Below are 16,693 nucleotides of genomic sequence, written 5' to 3' on the forward strand. Positions count from 1 at the left end.
TGAAATATTTTTCAATCGTCCTTTTATTTCATAATAAATGCTTCTAAATACAATGCTGAATTGGTGTCTTCCTGAAAGACTGTCAATGAGGGTGGCCTGCAATAATTGCATTTGCCACCTCCACCAGAAAATGGGTGCCTCCATCGTAAAGAGTATCCACCTTCAATTGAGCACCAATCTGCTCAAGAATCGGGAAGCCCCGCAAAACCTGAATTTTTCCATGACGGCGGGCGATGCGCTCACCATGGTAATTTGATATCAAAACATCACAGTCATCAATCATGCCCTCGGCATCCTCCAGGTCCCCCACCAGGGTCCGGTGCGCCACGGATCTCTCCAGCGACTTGCCGGGTGTGCTGGCAATAATGGCGGTTATGATTCCTCCGGCCTCCGCCAGGGCCGCAGCCATATCCACAATCCGGTCGGGCTCGCCTGCCAGTATGAAGCGCTTCCTGCCGATGTAAAAATGGGAATCAATAAGAGCATCCCGATGGCGCCGGCGCCAGTGCTTGACCCTGGGGCCGGGCTCCCTGCCGGTCAGCCGCATCAGCTGCCCGATAAAAGTATCCGTGGCCTGCAATCCCATAAGACCGGGAATATTAATATGCAAGGCCTGGGGGCTCTTGCGGAGAAACGCCTCCGCCACGGGCAGCATTGAGGCTCCCACGGAAATGACGAGCCCCGCGGAGCCCAGCTGTTTAATTTCATCCATTGCAATGCCGCCCTGGCACAATGACGCCTGGTTAATTCCAAGGTGGCCGTCCAGGGAATCGGAAATATCCGGAAGCGCGTGGACCTCCAGGCCGAATTCCGCCAGAAGATCCTTAACGCCCTCCACTTCCAGGGGGTGCAGGCTGACATGCGGCATTAGCAGAACCTTATCAGGCCGGAGGTTTAACCCGGGCTTCATGACCTGTTCTATAAAGGCCGCGGCCATCTTTGCCCAGCCGCTTTCCAGCCCGCCTTCAAAATCGGGAGTTTCAGCATAAACAATGGGATAATTTATACTGTTTGCGATGCGCTTAAGGTCATCACCCTTGGCGCTGGTCAGCCCCGTGGAAAACAGGCCGATAACCTCGGGCCTCACCCTGGGCAGAAAATTTTGAACAGCTTCCCGCACAATGCCCTCCCCGCCGTCAAAGATGGCGGCCAGCTCGCTCACCGCCGTGGTTCGTATGGCGATGGGATCACAAAAATGACGCGTGAAAAATATTTTTGTCAGACTGGAACAGCCAACAGCCCCATGGGCCAGGGCGAGACTTCCCTTCACCCCCAGAACCGCCAGGGTCGCGCCCATGGGCTGGGACAGCTTTATGGGGTAAACCTGCATATTCTTATTGCCAATAGTCGCATAGGCCCTCATAATTATGCCCCCCTGCCCAGGCATTGCTCCGGCTCCATTACCTTCTTTTCCCAGGGGGCGTCACCGCTGACAAGCTTAAACACGGGATTGTTTATTGACAGGTCGATATCCCGGGCAAGATTGATCAGACCCCCGTAGCCGCAATAATTGCCGGTTTTCTCCTGGCTCACTTCGATAAATGGAATAGCCTTTTTCAATGCCGAGTAAAGGCTGCGCCCCCCGGCCAGAAGCAAGTCGGCCCCGGTGCGCATAATCAGGGGAATCTGTTCAACCACCGGCTTTTCCATCAGCACAGCATCCGCCCCGAGGATATTTCGGAGTTTTGCCCGGTCTTCCTCATTGGATTTGCGCACTGAAACGCCAACCACCTCTATGCCTATATCCTGCAGGGCCACGGCAAAGGCCCAGGATTTGTTGCCGCCGGTGTTGAGAACCGCCTTACGTCCCGCAAACAGCTCCCTGTACGGTTCCAGCGCCTTATTGACTTTAGCTTCTTCCCGGGCTATCACCTGCTCAGCCTTTTTGATCAATTTGGCATCACCTAATTGCCGGCAAATCCGGCGGATGGCATCCGAGGCCTCCCTCATGCCGTAAAAGGACGCGGACAAATAGGGTATACCCCACCTCTTTTTCATTATTTCAGCTATAGCCAGGGAAGATTTGGCGCACACCACAACATTGAGGCGCGCCCGGTGAGCCTGGCGCATTTTTTCTATGCGCCCGTCACCGGAAAAGGTGGAAAGAATCCGGACGCCAATCTCCTGGAGAATGGGTTTGTACATCCACATCTCCCCGTTGATGTTGTGTTCGCCAATAAGGTTGATGTCATAAGGAGTGGCGAATTCCGGCTCCTTTGTTCCGACTATATGATTCACCACCGCCTCAAGGCCCAGCCGCTCTCCGTAATTTTTTGTGCCGATGAAACCCGGGGCGTGGACAGGAACAACAGGGATGTTCCAGCGCCTCTCCGCCGCTCCGCAGACTGAATCCATATCATCCCCAATCAGCGCGGTCACACAGGTTTCATAGACAAACACTCCCTGGGGCTGATATTTGCTTATGGCATAATCAATAGCCCCGGCCAGTTTTTTCTCTCCCCCGTGAACAAGCTCCATTTCGCCTATATCGGTGGTAAAACCCACCTGAGTCTTGTCCAGGCCCGCACAACTGCTTCCCACATGGCGAAATTCCCAGGTGGAGCCCAGGCAGGTCATCGGCCCGTGCACCAGGTGAACGGCGTCGGACACCGGCGCCAGGGCAAAATAGGCCCCCTCGTAGGCGCAGCCGAAGGTGGCAAGTCCCGGAGGTTCAATTCCTCTGCAATCCTGCCCGCCGGCGCTTTTATGTGCGCAGGGAGCGACGTTTCCGGGAGTTTCAGCAATCTTTTTGCGCAAAATTTCTTCCTCCTTTCCATAGAATTCAGAGTCGGGGATTAATCCTCCGTGGCAATGCACTCTTCCAGATCAGGACAGTAATCACAAAAAGGATATTTGTGGATTTTTATACTTTTGTTTCCTCAATCGGCGTACCTGCCGTGCGGTGAAGCAAAAGCATTTTTCTAAGGGCGGGCTCCTCAGGGGCAGCTTCTCCGGTGCCGGCATGGGCTGGAATAATTTCGTCAATGGCATAGCTACCGGGAAACATGCTTCCCAATATTTCCGCAATTGTTTCCCGGGTAAGACCAAGGGCTTCTGTCAGCGGATGATATTCCCTCTCGGCCATGGCGGTGGCCAATGCGCAGGACATCACATGGCGGTCGAATTGATCACCCGCCCCGTCGCAGGAAAGCAATCGCTCCCTTACGCCCGGCGCGTGCTCCGGGGGAATATGATTTGGTTTAAATGGAAAATATTGATGGGGGAAATTGGGCATTTTTATCCCTCCGGTTGTCACATGATTAATTCCATATTTTCATCAGGCGCGTCTCTGTCCACCCTGTCCAACAGCGTATTGCTGATCATTTCCACCAGCCTCATGGCCCCTCTATAGCCGACAATGGGCAGATAAGAGTGAACGCCCCTGTCCATAACCGGGAAGCCCACCCGTACAAGGGGGATATCCTCGGCCCTGGAGATATATTTGCCGTAGGTTGTTCCCATCAACAGGTCAACCGGTTCATTCTTTAGCAACTGGTGCAATGTGAAAAGGTCGCCGCCGCTTATGACCCTGCCGTCGACACCCGCCTCCTGAAGCATCCGGTCAACCTCTTTTTTAAATAAAGCTCCCGGCGTTCCCGTAAGTACATATTTAGGAATCATACCCAATTCCAGGAGAAATGCCGCAAGTCCGATGAGAATATCCGGATCTCCAAAGATTGCCGCTCTTTTACCATGATAATGCTGATGCAAATCCGCCATTATATCAATTACCTGGCCTCTTTCCTCCTCCAGTTCCGCCGGAATTTCCCTGCCGCTGAAATTCGACGCCGCCATCAGAAGCTCGTCGGTGGCATTTATACCAATGGGGGTTTGCAATACTTTTGCCGGAACCTTGCACTTTTTCTTCAATTCAAAAGCCCCGTCTCCGGAGGCGAAACCTCCCAGGGCCAATGTGGCGCCTGAGTTTCCCGCGGCAACAATATCCTCCACCCTGGCGCCCCCGGCGGGAAACATGGTATAGTCCCCGGTGAGGGGAGCATCCAATACGCCGCTTGTGTCGGGAAACATGGTAAAATCAATTTCCATGGCTTTTAAGATTCTTTTAATCTCCCTCATGTCCCCGGGATTTACAAAACCGGGGATGATGTTTATCTTCCGGTTCGGGTTGCCGTTATTATTGCAAAGATATTTAACCATACCCTTGACCATATTGGAAAATCCTACGATATGCGAGCCCACGTAGCTGGGCGTATTGGCATGAATGACAAATTTGCCTTCGGGCACTTCAGCCTGGGCAATATAGGTTGGTATATCGTCTCCAATGGTTTCCGACAAACAGGTGGTATGAATGGCAATAATATCCGGGTCGTAAATGGAAAATATGTTTTTAATTGATGTTTTCAGGTTCGCTCCCCCGCCAAAAACCGCCGCGCCCTCTGTAAAGGAGCTCGTGGAAGCCTCAACCGGTTCCCTGAAATGCCTGTTCAGGTGTGACCTGAAATACATCTGGCACCCCTGGGAGCCGTGACTGTGCGGCAAACACCGGTGTATGCCCAGTGCGGCATAGGTGGCGCCCAGAGGCTGGCAGGTTTTGGCGGGGTTTATTACCAGGGCTTTTCTTTCAATACATTCCTTCGGGGTATGATCCAGCATTTAAACCACCTCCCGGATAAAATCGCCTTCAAGGGTCGGACCGGTTTTCCATTTAGGTTTAATCAACCTCCAGGCAGGTGTGGTCAATCCCATGGCCACATCCCTGGCAAATATCACGGCCCCTCTGAAACCTGCGAAGGGTCCGCTGTAATCATAGGAATGGAGCTGTTTCGACAGCGTCCCCATTTTGTGGATGACGTATTTCTCCTTTATTCCCGAACCGAAAACATCCGGCTTCAATAATTTCATAAAAGATTCTATCTCGTAATGATTGATGTCATCCACAACGATACTGCCGTCATCCATGATCTTGATCATTCCTTTAAAATAATTCAGAGACATTTCCTTATTCAACTGCTCATACTTTTCCCTGGACAGTACCAGGCGGTAACGCTCCCTGTCAGGCCCGACCACAATATTTTCAATGTTTTTATTGTCCGCGTTCTCTTTTATAAACGGGATTACTTCCCTTCCTTCATAATCATCCCTGTGGGCAAACTCAAAACCGGCCAGAACTGTTTCCATGCCCAGTTCTTTGAACGGGCCCTGGAAATGGTTCGCCCTTGAGCCTCCCACAAAGAGCGCCGCGGTTTTACCCTGACAGAGCTTTCTGTACTTTTCCATTTCCGGCTGTATAATAGCAAGCTCTTCGGCAATCAGCGCCTCGGTTCTGTCAATCAGTTTCCGGTCCCCGAAGTATTTTGCAATATCTCTCAAAGATTGAACGGTGCTTTCAATTCCAAGGAAGTTGATCTTAAGCCAGTCGGTGCCGTATTGGGCCCGCAGCAATTCCGCGGTATAGTTGGTGGAACGGTGGCACTGCACCAGGTTGAGGTGCGCCTTGTGGGCGTTTCGCAATCTTTCGACGGAACCGTCCCCGGACATGATGGATATAATATGGTAGCCGACGGTTTTCAGCAGCCTTTCAATTTCCCAGCCGTCGCCGCCAATGTTGTACTCCCCCAATATATTGACGGAGTATTCTCCAACGGGCTCATCCCCCGTACCAATGACATGTTTAAACAGGCCGTTATTGGCAATGTGGTGCCCGGCGGACTGGCTTACTCCTTTATAGCCTTCACAGCTGAAGGCTATTACCTGGGTGTCGAATTCCTTTTCGGCCCAATTTGCCACCGCGTTAATATCGTCACCGATCAATCCCACGGGGCAGGTCGCGCATATCATGATACTCCTGGGCTTAAATATCTCCACGGCTTCCCCGATGGCTTGCTTCAGCTTGTTTTCACCGCCGAATATGATATCCTTTTCCTGCATATCGGTTGAAAAACAGTAAGTCAGAAAATTATAACCCTCTCCTTCATTATTTCTTGCCCTGTTTCGTCTTGTCAGCCAGCTGTAATAACCACAGCCTATGGGACCATGGGTTATGGCCACGGTATCTTTCAGGGGACCCACCACAACACCCTTGCAGCCCGCATAAGTGCACCCGCGCTCTGTTATGATTCCCGGTATTGTTCTGGCATCGGCCATAATCATTTGCGGCGCCTCGCATTTATTCACCACCAGAACATGTTCCTTTCTGTTCTTAAAAACTTTGGCCGGGTATTTCTCCATTATTTTTTTAATTTTTTCTTTCACAGTTAATTGCACCTCCAATTCATATGCCTTTTAAGCGGTTTTTCTGACTTTTGCCCTTACCACTGAATGCCGGTGATATAATCGGTTTTGTTGCGGATTCGCCTGGTTTTTCACGGGGCAATAAAGTATCTCACAGCATAAACCTCCTATTTTTTATATTTCTTTTGATGCCGATTTTTATCTGCAATTGCACCGAAGGTATGACATTTTTAATAACTAGTGCATTGCTTCTAAAATTTCATTATATTTAAAATACTGATTTCTCCATGCTCTATCAGACTTGATATGCCTCTCTTTAATTATTCCCGTGGGCTTTTTGGAAAAAAAGCAAATCCGGTGAGAAAGACGCATTAGATGATTAATGTCATGCGCCACCAATATTGCCGGAATTTTTACGGCATCCATAATCTCCGACATCTTTTTCATGAGCCATAAGCTATTGCTATAATCCAATGCTGAGAAAGGTTCATCAATCAACATTGCAACGGGGTCGGAAATAAGCCCTCTTAATATGGAAATGTATTGCTGCTGCCCGCCGCTTAACTGATAAGGATACTTAGCCATGTCGAATGAGATTTTAATGTTTTCCGCCATGCGATTCAGTTTTTCATCAATATCCCTTTTGTTCATTTTTCTGAGAGAAAGAGGGAATACAATGTTATCCCTCACTGTAAGCCAGGGGAAAAGACTGCTTCGATAATCCTGAAAAATATAGGCAATCCTTTTTTCTCCCGGTTTTTCCCCAAATATCAATATTTCGCCTGAATCGGGCCTGCTAATTCCTGAAACCATATTTAACAGCGTAGTCTTTCCACAGCCGTTAGGCCCAAAAATTCCAACAACCTCCGATTCCTTTACTCTTAAATTAAAATTTTCAAATAACAAATCACTTGTTCCATCAGGCAAAATTGCTTTTTTAGTAACGTTATTAACCTCTATTCCCCACATCTCCATCGCCTCCAAAATTCATATTACTTAAATATCAGGAAGTTTATTTGCATAGTGTTTTTGCTGAAACCCTGGATTCAGCCGGATAGCCTGCCAAAAACCGCCGGGCTAAAACAAAAAACGCCGTCACAACAGGGTTGACTCCTGTCGTGAAAGCGTCACTGCTCGGTTTAATACATCCTTGTGCTGACCAGCGCGCTCTTCAGGAAAAATAGCTTTCTTAAAAAGCGCCGCCGCCCTTTTGATACCGCTTTGTATCCTTTAATTAAATTTTTGTTGTCATAATTAAAAAGACCGTAAAAATATAATTGCCCTAATATACGCGCACTGCGTAATTAGGGCATCGTCGGCCTGATACTTCATCGTATCGCTTGTATACTATAAAGACTGTCAGGCAAATCGGATAGAGCATAGATTAACGTTAAATATTTTAACGCCACTCAACGCCACTCAACTCCACTCAATACAAATTGTTTCATTGATATAAATAATTATAACGTAACATAACTGTACATTACGTAACTATGAAAGAATGATAAGTCATAATAAAATAAATGTCAATATACCCTGAAGATATTTTTATAAAAATAATTCTTGGGGCACGGATATTACCTTCCCGCGCGGCAGCACTCTCACCCCATGCAGAAGGCGCCCCGAAGCCTCCCTGCCATTCTCCGCCGCTAAAATGTTGCATGATTTTTTAATCCCCATTGTATTGACAAGCACCCCAACCTAATTTACTATTATTAACATAATAAATTTATGTTACGTTACGATATGTTATGTAACGTCCAACCCAAACAACAACTATGTCATGCTTATTTTTGTCATGTAATATATTGCATGACAACATACTATTATTCAATAGCAGCGTCCCCATACCCGCAATAGAGGAGGAAAAGCGCATGGAAGCTGTTTGCCGGTGCTGCGGCCAGACCTTGATGCCTGAAATTGGAAGCAAAATAAGGGCCGGGTCCACAGTCTTTAATATTACCAGGGGAAAAGTATACGAGGTTTTGAGCTACGGCAGAATGTCCGGATGCATTGTCATCACCAGCGACCTGGGGGATGAAGAAGAGTATGCTTTAAAATATTTCTCTGAAATTTAGACCGCGGACAAATATGCCGGTAGCGGCGCTTTCCTTGTCGCCCGCATTTGAACTTGCCGGGGAAAACAAGCCCGGCCCGGCCATATTTTGGAGGAATTTTCATGTGGGAAATCTACGACGAACTCATTGCCGCAATTCCGCCCGGCCTAAAGGTGAGAGACTGCCTGCTGGGGTTATGCTGGACCATGGTCGACTCCAGAACCGCGGGAATTGCCATGACCTACCCGGAAAGCGGTACCGGCACAAGGCTGGCAGGTGAAATACGCGGCATGCCTCTTCGTCAACTGGCTGAGCATGTTAAATCCTGGGATTTTTTAGAGGCAACCATAGGCCTTGCCGCCATCAACTCTTTTTACAACACTCCCGAACAGGCGGAAAAACTGTCCGGCAAGCCTCTTAGCGAGCAGATACAGGTCAACGCCTTCACCTGTTTTCAAGAGCAGCTGAGAGATAAAAACGTAGCCGTAATAGGCCACTTTCCCGACCTGGACCCGCTGGCCGCCATCTGCCGGCTTTCCATCCTGGAGCGCAGGCCCCGGCCGGGTGATTTTCCGGACCCGGCCTGTGAATACATTTTACCCCGGCAGGATTACATCTTTATCACCGCCACCACCCTGATCAATAAAACCCTGCCCCGGCTGCTGGAACTGAGCAGGCAGGCGGTGGTTATACTGGTGGGTCCCAGCACCCCCCTGACTCCCATTCTTTTTCAATACGGCGTCAACGTGCTGGCGGGCACCGTGGTGGTTGACCCGGAAACCGTCCGCCAGGTGGTTCAGGAGGGCGGCAGCCTGCAGCTGTTCCAGCGGGGCGCCCGGATGGTAAAGATAAACGGCGAACAAGCCTCAAGCAGGTGAACGGAATTGGAATTAATTAAAAAGAGAAATATATTTCAATTAATTTTTCAATCCCGGGACGGCCTCCGCGTAATTAAAGGCGGCGCATTGTTTGCGCTGCCGCCGCTGCTTTTCATCATCTCCTTTACCCTGGGCCGCTACCCGGTTTCTCCGGACCTGTTGCTCAATGTCCTGGCGGCCAAACTCCTGCCCTTGCAGCATACCTGGCCGGACACGGTGGATACGGTGGTCTTTCAGGTCCGGCTGCCGAGAATCATTGCCTCCATGCTGGTGGGAGCCGCTCTGGCCACGGCGGGCGCCGCCTACCAGGGAATGTTTAAAAACCCGCTGGTATCGCCGGATATTCTAGGGGCTTCCGCCGGGGCCGGGTTTGGCGCCGCCATAGCCATCTTTAACTCCTTCAGCATAATCGGAATCCAGGCTTCCTCCTTTCTCTTCGGCCTTCTGGCCGTGCTTTTGGCCTATGCCGTCAGCAGCAGAATCAGGCACGACCCCATGCTGGCCCTGATTCTTTCCGGCATCCTGGTTGGAACGCTTTTTACCTCAGGCACTTCCCTGATTAAGTATATGGCCGACCCTTACGACAAGCTGCCGGCCATCACCTACTGGCTGATGGGCAGTCTGGCCGCCGTCGCCCCCCGGGATGTCCTTTCGGTGATCATCCCGATGCTGGCCGGGGCCGTTCCCCTGTATCTCCTGCGCTGGCGCCTGAACGTGCTGTCCCTGGGAGAGGAAGAGGCCCGGGCACTGGGTATCAACACCGGCAGATTAAAGTTTCTGGTGATTGTTTGCTCCACCCTGATGACCGCCGCCGCCGTCTCCATCTGCGGGGTAATCGGCTGGGTGGGACTGCTGGTTCCGCACCTGGCCCGGATGCTGGTGGGTCCAAACTACAAGGTTTTGTTGCCTGCCTCCATCCTGATCGGCAGTTCCTATTTACTGCTGGTGGATGACCTGGCAAGGATTATGGCCGTGGTGGAAATTCCCCTGGGCATATTGACCTCCCTGATTGGCGCTCCCTTTTTCTTATATCTGCTGCAGCGAAGCCGGAGGGGCTGGCTATGAGACTGGAGCTTAAAAACGTTACCTGCGGCTATGGCAGCAAGCCGGTGGTCCACCAGGTCTCCCTGCCCGTTGATTCAGGAGAGGTTTTATACCTGCTGGGACCGAACGGGTCGGGAAAGACAACACTTTTTAAAACCATGCTGGGATTACTAAGATTACAGGGGGGAGAAATTCTCTGCGGCGGGGAGAATATCGGCAACTGGCCCCGCTCCAGAATAGCCAGGTTTATGGGATACATTCCCCAGGCCCATAATCCGCCCTTTCCCTATAAGGTGCTGGATATTGTTCTAATGGGCAGGACAGCTCACCTGGGGGCTTTCGCCTCGCCCTCCGAAAACGATCAGAAGATAGCCCTGGAAGCCATTGAGGCCCTTAATATTTCCCATCTACAGAATAAAATCTACACGGAAATAAGCGGCGGTGAAAGGCAGCTGGTGCTTATTGCCAGGGCACTGGCCCAGCAGCCCCAGGTTTTAATCATGGATGAGCCAACCTCCAACCTGGACTTCGGCAACCAGCTGCTGGTTCTCAGGCACGTTCAAAAGCTGGCCCAAATGGGCCTGGCGGTGGTGATGTCCTCCCACTTCCCGGAACACGCCCTTTTAAGTGCCACAAAAGTGCTGCTGCTGCATAAGGGCAAAGTCTTTGGGGCCGGCAGGCCGGAGGAAATGATAACCGAGCAGAGCCTGAAAACACTTTTTGGGGTTGACGTTAAAATAATAACCACAACCATCCGAAAAGGCGGTGAAACAAGGGTTATTGTCCCCTTAGTACAGTAGACCGCCGGTAAATTATCAATATTCATACCGGACCAATGGACTGTCCGGCCCCGGAAAATGCAAGCGCATAAATGTGCAGGGCGGATAAGGAGCCGGTCATCAAAACCCGTGCCGGTACCCTCCGGCGGCATTGGGCTGAGTTCCCAGGGCCAAAAACAAGATAGCAATGGAGAGAAGAATATGAATAGATACATTAAATACTATCTGGCTGCAGCCGTCATAATGGCATGCCTTCTTATTCAGGCCGGCTGCGGCACCCAGACGGCAGTCAAAACCGCCCCGGCAGAAAAGACTGTTGTGGACATGTCCGGTAAAACAGTTAAAGTTCCGGCGGAGGTTAATAAAATCGTCGTCACCTGTTACGGGGGCGCCACCAATGAAATCGTTGTCCTCGGCGCGGCCGACAAGATTGTAGGCCAGCCTTCACAGGAAAACTTCCCGCATTTACTTAAATTTGAGCCGCAGTTCAAAAACATACCGGATGCCGGTTCCTTTGACAATATCAGCGTGGAAGAGATTATCAGGCTTAAACCGGATGTTGTAATTGCCAGCGTCACTTCCCCCAAGGGCAACAAAAAGCTGGAGGATGCCGGGATACCTGTTGTAACGGTGCTAACGGGCCGGGCCACCATTGACGGCTTAAAAAAAGAATTTAAGATGATGGGAGAAGTATTAAACAAGGAAAATGAAGCAAATACCCTGATCGGTTTTTGGGACAGCCGGCTGAAAATGCTTAAGGATGAGGCCGCCGGACTGACGGCGGACAAACAGAAAAAAGTCTATTATATGCTGGGCATCCCGCTGAGAACCGACGGCTCTGCCTGGGGACAGGATTTTATTACAACAGCAGGGGGAATCAACGTTGCCCGGGGAGTGGACAATGCCAACCAGGTTTCAGCCGAACAGGTCCTGCAATGGAATCCTGACGTTATTATCATGAGCAGCAATATAGGACCCACCAAAAACCACTTTATCATGGCCGACGAACTGAAAAACAACGCGCAAATGACCAATATAAACGCAGTGAAAAATAATCAGCTGTACCAATGCCCCATCGGCGCCTTTTGGTGGGACCGGCCTTCCCCGGAATCCATCCTCGGGATTATGTGGCTGGCCCGGACGCTTTATCCGGATACCTTTGCAAATATCAACCTGGCCCGGGAAACCGGGGAATTTTTTAAAACCTTTTATCATTATTCATTAACCGACCAGGAATTCAAAGCATTTTTCAACCCGCAATCGGCCGGGGAATAACCTTTAAATAACACAGCAAGGCAAAGGATTGCGCCGGCGGCCCGGCGTCAGGGGAACATTCTCATGGCCGGGTAAGGCTTTTAAGTTTACGGAAAAGGAGAATAATCTGTGGGCTCATTAGACTTTAGTCCCGGCGCCATCCTCCGGGAAACCCACGGACATATCCAGGCTGCTTTAGGGGAGGAGTTAGACGAAATCTCCCTGGAACGGATAGTTTTGGGTTTATTTTTCACAGGGGTAAAACTCAGCAATAGCTTCGGCGGCATTTGCTTTACACCGGTCAAGACCATTCCCGAGGCGGTCTGCTGTCCCAGTTCCGCCAGAGCCATGCAAGCCTGCTGCCGGATGCTTTCTTTCAACGGGGAGCTGATATTATAGGCGGAATTTCCGTGAACAGCCCCGACCGGTTGCTGGATCTTCTGGCGGAAGGCGGCTCAGGTTATCACTTCTTTGGCAAATCAGCCAGCCGGACTGTTATTACAAGGCGGGATTAAAGCAATAACATCAAAAGAACAAGGGATAATGCCCAGTATCCCATCCCGGGTTAAAGGAGCCGGCGGGATAATAAAAACAAGAAACCGCCAACCGAAAATTGGAATGGAGAGATTAAAGTGATTAAACGATTGAATTCAACCTCCCTGGCAGGCCTTTTTTTGGTGATTGTTATTGTTTTCGTTACCGGGCTTGCAGGCTGCGCCAATAAACAGGGAGAAACCCCGGCGGACAATTCCCCGGACAAAACCCGCGCCTTTGTTGACGACGCGGGGAGGACCAGCACCATTCCCGGGGAGATTAATAAAGTATTTTCAACCAGCCCGGTTGGGACCATTATGGTATACACCCTGGACCCCGATAAACTCATCGGGTGGAATTACGATCTAAAACCCGGGGATGCCAATTTTATTCTGCCCCAGTACAGGTCCTTACCGAATCTGGGCGGCTGGTACGCCAAAAGCACCTGCAACGTGGAAGAGATTTTGAAAATTCACCCGGATTTGATTCTTTCCATGGGAGCCGTGGATCAGACATCCGCCTCCCAGGCCGACAAAATTCAAAACCAGACAGGCATTCCCGTGGTTACCATCAAGACGGATCTGGACAAAATGGACAAGGCCTATGAAATACTGGGGGAACTGCTGGATGAAAAATCCCGGGCGGCGGAGCTGGCCGCCTACTGCCGGCAAACGGTGAGCGAGGCTGCTGGAAAAGCCGCGCAAATTCCGGCGGACAAAAGGGTAAGAGTGTATTACGCCGAAGGCCCGAAGGGCCTGCAGACCGATCCCTCGGGCTCGCCGCATACCCAGGTGCTGGATCTGGTGGGCGGCATTAACGTTGCCGATATCCCCCCGCAACGCGGAGTCGGGGGAATGGGGATGTCCGACGTATCCATGGAGCAGGTGCTGTCCTGGAATCCCGATGTAATTCTCACCAGGCCCGAAGAACAGGGGGGCGCTTACAACGCCATCCTTTCCGACCCGAAATGGCGGGAACTGAAAGCCGTAAAAAATAACCGGATATATTTAATCAACGATTACCCCTTTTGCTGGTTTGACCGGCCTCCTTCCTCAAACCGGATTATCGGAATAAAATGGCTGGGCAAAATGCTCTACCCGGATGTTTATCAATATGACCTGGCGGCGGAAGTTAAAAAATTCTATTCAATGTTTTACCATTACGACCTTTCCGACCAGGAGGCGGATAAATTACTGACCCCCCCGGGCGGCAAATAGAAGCTTTTACGCAAGACCACCCCTGAAAGGAGATCCGGTTATGATTTGTAATATTTGTGAGCGGGGCTGCGTAGTTCAGGAGGGCTCCAGCGGGGCCTGCGGCATGTACCGCAACACAGGCGGCACCATGCTGGAGCTTTTCCCGGATCACTATATCGCGGTCTGCCCAATCTCGGTGGAAACCATGCCGGTGTTGCACTTTCACCCGGCCGGCAAACTTTTGCAAATCAGCACCCTGGGCTGCAACCTTGACTGTCCGGGCTGCGTTTCCAATTTGATTGTTAAAGGAATTCATCCCGGGTTTAAAGCCGTCCGCCGGTTGGCGCCGGAAACCATTATAGAGGAGGCGGTCAAACAAAATTGCCGGGGAGTTGCCTTTTTAATGAATGACCCCCTTGCCTCGCTGCCTACCTTCATTAGAGTGGCGGCACTGGCCAGAGAACGCGGATTGCTGGTGGGCTGCTCCACCAACTGCTATTTTACCGAGGTATCCTTAAGCCAATTAATGCCCTTCCTGAATTTCATCAATGTGGGATTTAAAGGTTTCTCCAGCCGGGCTTATACCCTGTGCGGGGGAAAGAGCGTGGAACCGGTATTGCGCAACGTGGAGATTCTTGCTAACAATGGCGTCCATGTGGAGGCCTCCTGCGTGCACAAGACAGGCAACGAACCGGAGATTTTAAAACTGGCCGGACGGCTGGCGGCTATTAATCCGGATATCCCCCTGCAGATTATGCGGTTTATACCGCTGGAAAATACGGATATATCCACCGAGCCCTCCATTAAAGAATCCGAAATTCTTTGCAGCCAGCTGGAAAAGATGCTGAAATACGTGTATCTGTTCAATAGCCCGGGCACACATTTATTAAACACCCGCTGCCCGGAATGCGGTCTGGTGCTTTACAGGCGGGAATTTTACGGGCCCATGGGCGCGAAATTACGGAATAGCCCCGGTTCCGCCCCGGGGCGCCATTGCCCCCGCTGCGGAACCGGGACTGCCATCCGGGGGGAAATATCCGCCAAAGCCTACAAGGAAGAAATGTTTGAGGGAGGCTATCCCTTTACCCGGGCGCTGGAAATGATAGAAGCGGTATTAATATCCATCGGGGTAAACACCGAAAGGGATTTTGTAGATGTTCTGGATCACGTGCTGGGCAATTACAGCCTGAACCGGCTGCATAAAGGCATTCAAAGCCCCGAAGCCTATCTGGAGATTATCGGCACCTTTGGAGAGCTGACCGGGCGCCAGAAGAGCGCCCTGGAACTGGTGGATTATATCGGTGCAAAGCTGCGGCTGATAAAAGAAGGTCTTAAAAAAACAGAACTCCGCCCCCGGACTTATTATGTAATGGGAAAGCCCCTGTTTTGCCTGAACGGTGACCGGATGGAAAATAATCTGGTGGAATTGGCAGGCGGAGCCAGTGTCAACAAGCAGCTGGAAAGAAGCGGAAGGCCCGGTTTCGAGATTACCCCGGAAATATTGAACAGGTTAAATCCGGAGTTCATCTTTATCTCTTCTTTCTTCAGCAACCGGGTGGAGGACTTTTCCGTGGACTGCGTCTTTACCGGCATAGATGTGGAGGCGGTTCGCAAGGGCAGAATACACACGCATCCCGTTCCCGTGTCGGATTTCGGCAGTCCCCGCTGGATTCTGGGATTAATGCACATTGCCAACGTGCTGCATCCGGAAATTTTTCAATTTGACGTGCCGGCGGAAACCAAAGAATTCTACCAAAGATTTTACGGTATTGAATATGTGCCGGAAAAAACCAACAAATCCTTCGGAAAGCCCCTTTCAACCTGGAGACCTTTAAGCCGGCCAGGCCCCCCGCAAGGTTGAAAATTTCAAGCGCCACAAGGCAGATGGCAGGAAAGGAGCAAACAATGCTGTTTCAAGACATAGTCATTAAGCCGGTGGGGGTTGTTCAGGCCCCCTATGCGGATCCCACCCAGGCGCCCATACTGGGATACCGCGCCACGGTGGAGGTTTTTCCCGATTATGCGAATGCCCTGCTGCGGATAGAAGAACATTCGCATTTCTGGATACTGACCTGGTTTCATCAGGCAAGGCGGAACGTCCTGGTCACAGTGCCCGGCCGCATTAATCCCAATCTGCCCGAATACGGAGTATTTGGCCTGCGCTCCCCGGTCCGCCCCAATCCGGTGGGTCTCAGCCTGGTGCAATTGGAGAGCGTGGAAGGAAACAAATTGCATGTAACCGGACTGGATGCCATTGACGGAACTCCGGTTATTGATATCAAGCCGTATTTTGAAAACGACATTATATTTTCCCCCCGCACGCCCCACATGAGGCCCCTCCGGCGCGAGGTGCTAAAGGGTATATTATTAAAACGGGCTATCGCCCACCATCAGGAGGAATGTCCGGATCTCCTGCTGGCGGTGCGCATGACCATGCTGGCCGAAGAGAGCCTTGGACACATCAATTCGCCGGATCTCCAGGTGGCGGTAACCGGCTCCGCGTGTCTGGCCGATACCCTGCAGGGGCTGACCAGGGCCAGGCTGGCCAACCCGCCGCGGTTCAGACATCAATTGGCTGATTCCCCGGGCCGCAGCGACTGGAGCCTGGGCAGCAAAACATTAAGCATTTCAGCCCGGCGCCGGATCAGCCCGGTGGATTTCTGGAACACGCCGGACAGCGATATTTTTACGGATTGCATTGAATAAAACAGGCTTAAAATTTCAAAGCCTTCCCCAACCCGGCGGGTTTAAGGGAAGGC

At 51.1% G+C, this 16,693-nt stretch carries 16 protein-coding genes; 10 read left to right on the forward strand and 6 right to left on the reverse strand.

Going from position 1 to position 16,693, the window contains the following annotated elements:
• Positions 1-82: 82 nt before the first annotated feature.
• The 6 genes from nifN to DCCM_RS15430 all read right to left on the reverse strand — a co-directional run bounded on the left by nifN (position 83) and on the right by DCCM_RS15430 (position 7,161).
• The gene (gene nifN, locus DCCM_RS15405) at positions 83-1,363 is read right to left on the reverse strand and encodes a nitrogenase iron-molybdenum cofactor biosynthesis protein NifN (RefSeq protein WP_104373273.1); all 1,281 of its coding nucleotides are present in this window, start codon (positions 1,361-1,363) and stop codon (positions 83-85) included.
• Between the two features lie 2 nt (positions 1,364-1,365).
• A complete protein-coding gene (locus tag DCCM_RS15410) occupies positions 1,366-2,757 on the reverse strand; it encodes a nitrogenase component 1 (RefSeq protein WP_165792196.1) in 1,392 nt (463 codons plus the stop codon).
• Positions 2,758-2,863: 106 nt separating this feature from the next.
• The gene (locus DCCM_RS15415; protein ID WP_104373275.1) at positions 2,864-3,235 is read right to left on the reverse strand and encodes a nitrogen fixation protein NifQ; all 372 of its coding nucleotides are present in this window, start codon (positions 3,233-3,235) and stop codon (positions 2,864-2,866) included.
• A 17-nt stretch (positions 3,236-3,252) separates the two neighbouring features.
• Complete coding sequence (nifK, locus tag DCCM_RS15420; protein WP_104373276.1) at positions 3,253-4,614, reverse strand: nitrogenase molybdenum-iron protein subunit beta; 1,362 nt, start codon at positions 4,612-4,614, stop codon at positions 3,253-3,255.
• The gene (locus DCCM_RS15425; protein ID WP_104373402.1) at positions 4,615-6,189 is read right to left on the reverse strand and encodes a nitrogenase component I subunit alpha; all 1,575 of its coding nucleotides are present in this window, start codon (positions 6,187-6,189) and stop codon (positions 4,615-4,617) included.
• Between the two features lie 240 nt (positions 6,190-6,429).
• Positions 6,430-7,161, reverse strand: a complete 732-nt coding sequence (locus tag DCCM_RS15430) for an ABC transporter ATP-binding protein (RefSeq protein WP_165792197.1) — start codon at positions 7,159-7,161, stop codon at positions 6,430-6,432.
• A 905-nt stretch (positions 7,162-8,066) separates the two neighbouring features.
• On the opposite strand from DCCM_RS15430, the gene DCCM_RS15435 reads away from it, so the two are divergent.
• The 10 genes from DCCM_RS15435 to tsaA all read left to right on the forward strand — a co-directional run bounded on the left by DCCM_RS15435 (position 8,067) and on the right by tsaA (position 16,640).
• Positions 8,067-8,270 carry a hypothetical protein gene (locus DCCM_RS15435; RefSeq protein ID WP_104373278.1) on the forward strand — a complete coding sequence of 68 codons (204 nt, stop codon included), beginning with the start codon at positions 8,067-8,069 and terminating at the stop codon, positions 8,268-8,270.
• Positions 8,271-8,371: 101 nt separating this feature from the next.
• The gene (locus DCCM_RS15440; protein ID WP_104373279.1) at positions 8,372-9,127 is read left to right on the forward strand and encodes a DUF364 domain-containing protein; all 756 of its coding nucleotides are present in this window, start codon (positions 8,372-8,374) and stop codon (positions 9,125-9,127) included.
• Positions 9,128-9,133: 6 nt separating this feature from the next.
• Positions 9,134-10,192, forward strand: a complete 1,059-nt coding sequence (locus tag DCCM_RS15445; protein ID WP_165792198.1) for a FecCD family ABC transporter permease — start codon at positions 9,134-9,136, stop codon at positions 10,190-10,192.
• Positions 10,189-10,971 (forward strand): ABC transporter ATP-binding protein, encoded by a 783-nt coding sequence (locus DCCM_RS15450; protein ID WP_104373280.1) that lies wholly within the window; start codon positions 10,189-10,191, stop codon positions 10,969-10,971. Before DCCM_RS15445 ends, DCCM_RS15450 begins: the two co-directional genes overlap by 4 nt.
• A gap of 180 nt (positions 10,972-11,151) precedes the next feature.
• The gene (locus DCCM_RS15455; RefSeq protein ID WP_104373281.1) at positions 11,152-12,225 is read left to right on the forward strand and encodes an ABC transporter substrate-binding protein; all 1,074 of its coding nucleotides are present in this window, start codon (positions 11,152-11,154) and stop codon (positions 12,223-12,225) included.
• 108 nt (positions 12,226-12,333) lie between these two features.
• Complete coding sequence (locus DCCM_RS19775; RefSeq protein ID WP_174705169.1) at positions 12,334-12,603, forward strand: enolase N-terminal-like fold-containing protein; 270 nt, start codon at positions 12,334-12,336, stop codon at positions 12,601-12,603.
• A gap of 11 nt (positions 12,604-12,614) precedes the next feature.
• On the forward strand, positions 12,615-12,719 hold the full coding sequence (locus DCCM_RS19780; RefSeq protein ID WP_373855494.1) for a hypothetical protein: 105 nt from the start codon (positions 12,615-12,617) through the stop codon (positions 12,717-12,719).
• A 117-nt stretch (positions 12,720-12,836) separates the two neighbouring features.
• A complete protein-coding gene (locus DCCM_RS15465; RefSeq protein ID WP_231702796.1) occupies positions 12,837-13,955 on the forward strand; it encodes an ABC transporter substrate-binding protein in 1,119 nt (372 codons plus the stop codon).
• 40 nt (positions 13,956-13,995) lie between these two features.
• Positions 13,996-15,795 carry a radical SAM protein gene (locus DCCM_RS15470; RefSeq protein ID WP_104373282.1) on the forward strand — a complete coding sequence of 600 codons (1,800 nt, stop codon included), beginning with the start codon at positions 13,996-13,998 and terminating at the stop codon, positions 15,793-15,795.
• A 44-nt stretch (positions 15,796-15,839) separates the two neighbouring features.
• Positions 15,840-16,640, forward strand: coding sequence for a tRNA (N6-threonylcarbamoyladenosine(37)-N6)-methyltransferase TrmO (gene tsaA, locus DCCM_RS15475; RefSeq protein WP_104373405.1), 801 nt, complete (start codon positions 15,840-15,842; stop codon positions 16,638-16,640).
• Positions 16,641-16,693 lie beyond the last annotated feature (53 nt).

This window comes from Desulfocucumis palustris (genome assembly GCF_002933875.1).
GTDB classification, from domain to species: Bacteria; Bacillota; Desulfotomaculia; order Desulfotomaculales; family Desulfocucumaceae; genus Desulfocucumis; species Desulfocucumis palustris.

Coding starts and splice junctions, on each gene's coding strand:
- nifN (WP_104373273.1), bottom strand. CDS start 1,363: ATGAGGGCCTATGCGACTATTGGCAATAAGAATATGCAGGTTTACCCC.
- DCCM_RS15415 (WP_104373275.1), bottom strand. CDS start 3,235: ATGCCCAATTTCCCCCATCAATATTTTCCATTTAAACCAAATCATATT.
- nifK (WP_104373276.1), bottom strand. CDS start 4,614: ATGCTGGATCATACCCCGAAGGAATGTATTGAAAGAAAAGCCCTGGTA.
- DCCM_RS15425 (WP_104373402.1), bottom strand. CDS start 6,189: ATGGAGAAATACCCGGCCAAAGTTTTTAAGAACAGAAAGGAACATGTT.
- DCCM_RS15430 (WP_165792197.1), bottom strand. CDS start 7,161: ATGTGGGGAATAGAGGTTAATAACGTTACTAAAAAAGCAATTTTGCCT.
- DCCM_RS15435 (WP_104373278.1), top strand. CDS start 8,067: ATGGAAGCTGTTTGCCGGTGCTGCGGCCAGACCTTGATGCCTGAAATT.
- DCCM_RS15440 (WP_104373279.1), top strand. CDS start 8,372: ATGTGGGAAATCTACGACGAACTCATTGCCGCAATTCCGCCCGGCCTA.
- DCCM_RS15450 (WP_104373280.1), top strand. CDS start 10,189: ATGAGACTGGAGCTTAAAAACGTTACCTGCGGCTATGGCAGCAAGCCG.
- DCCM_RS15455 (WP_104373281.1), top strand. CDS start 11,152: ATGAATAGATACATTAAATACTATCTGGCTGCAGCCGTCATAATGGCA.
- DCCM_RS15470 (WP_104373282.1), top strand. CDS start 13,996: ATGATTTGTAATATTTGTGAGCGGGGCTGCGTAGTTCAGGAGGGCTCC.
- tsaA (WP_104373405.1), top strand. CDS start 15,840: ATGCTGTTTCAAGACATAGTCATTAAGCCGGTGGGGGTTGTTCAGGCC.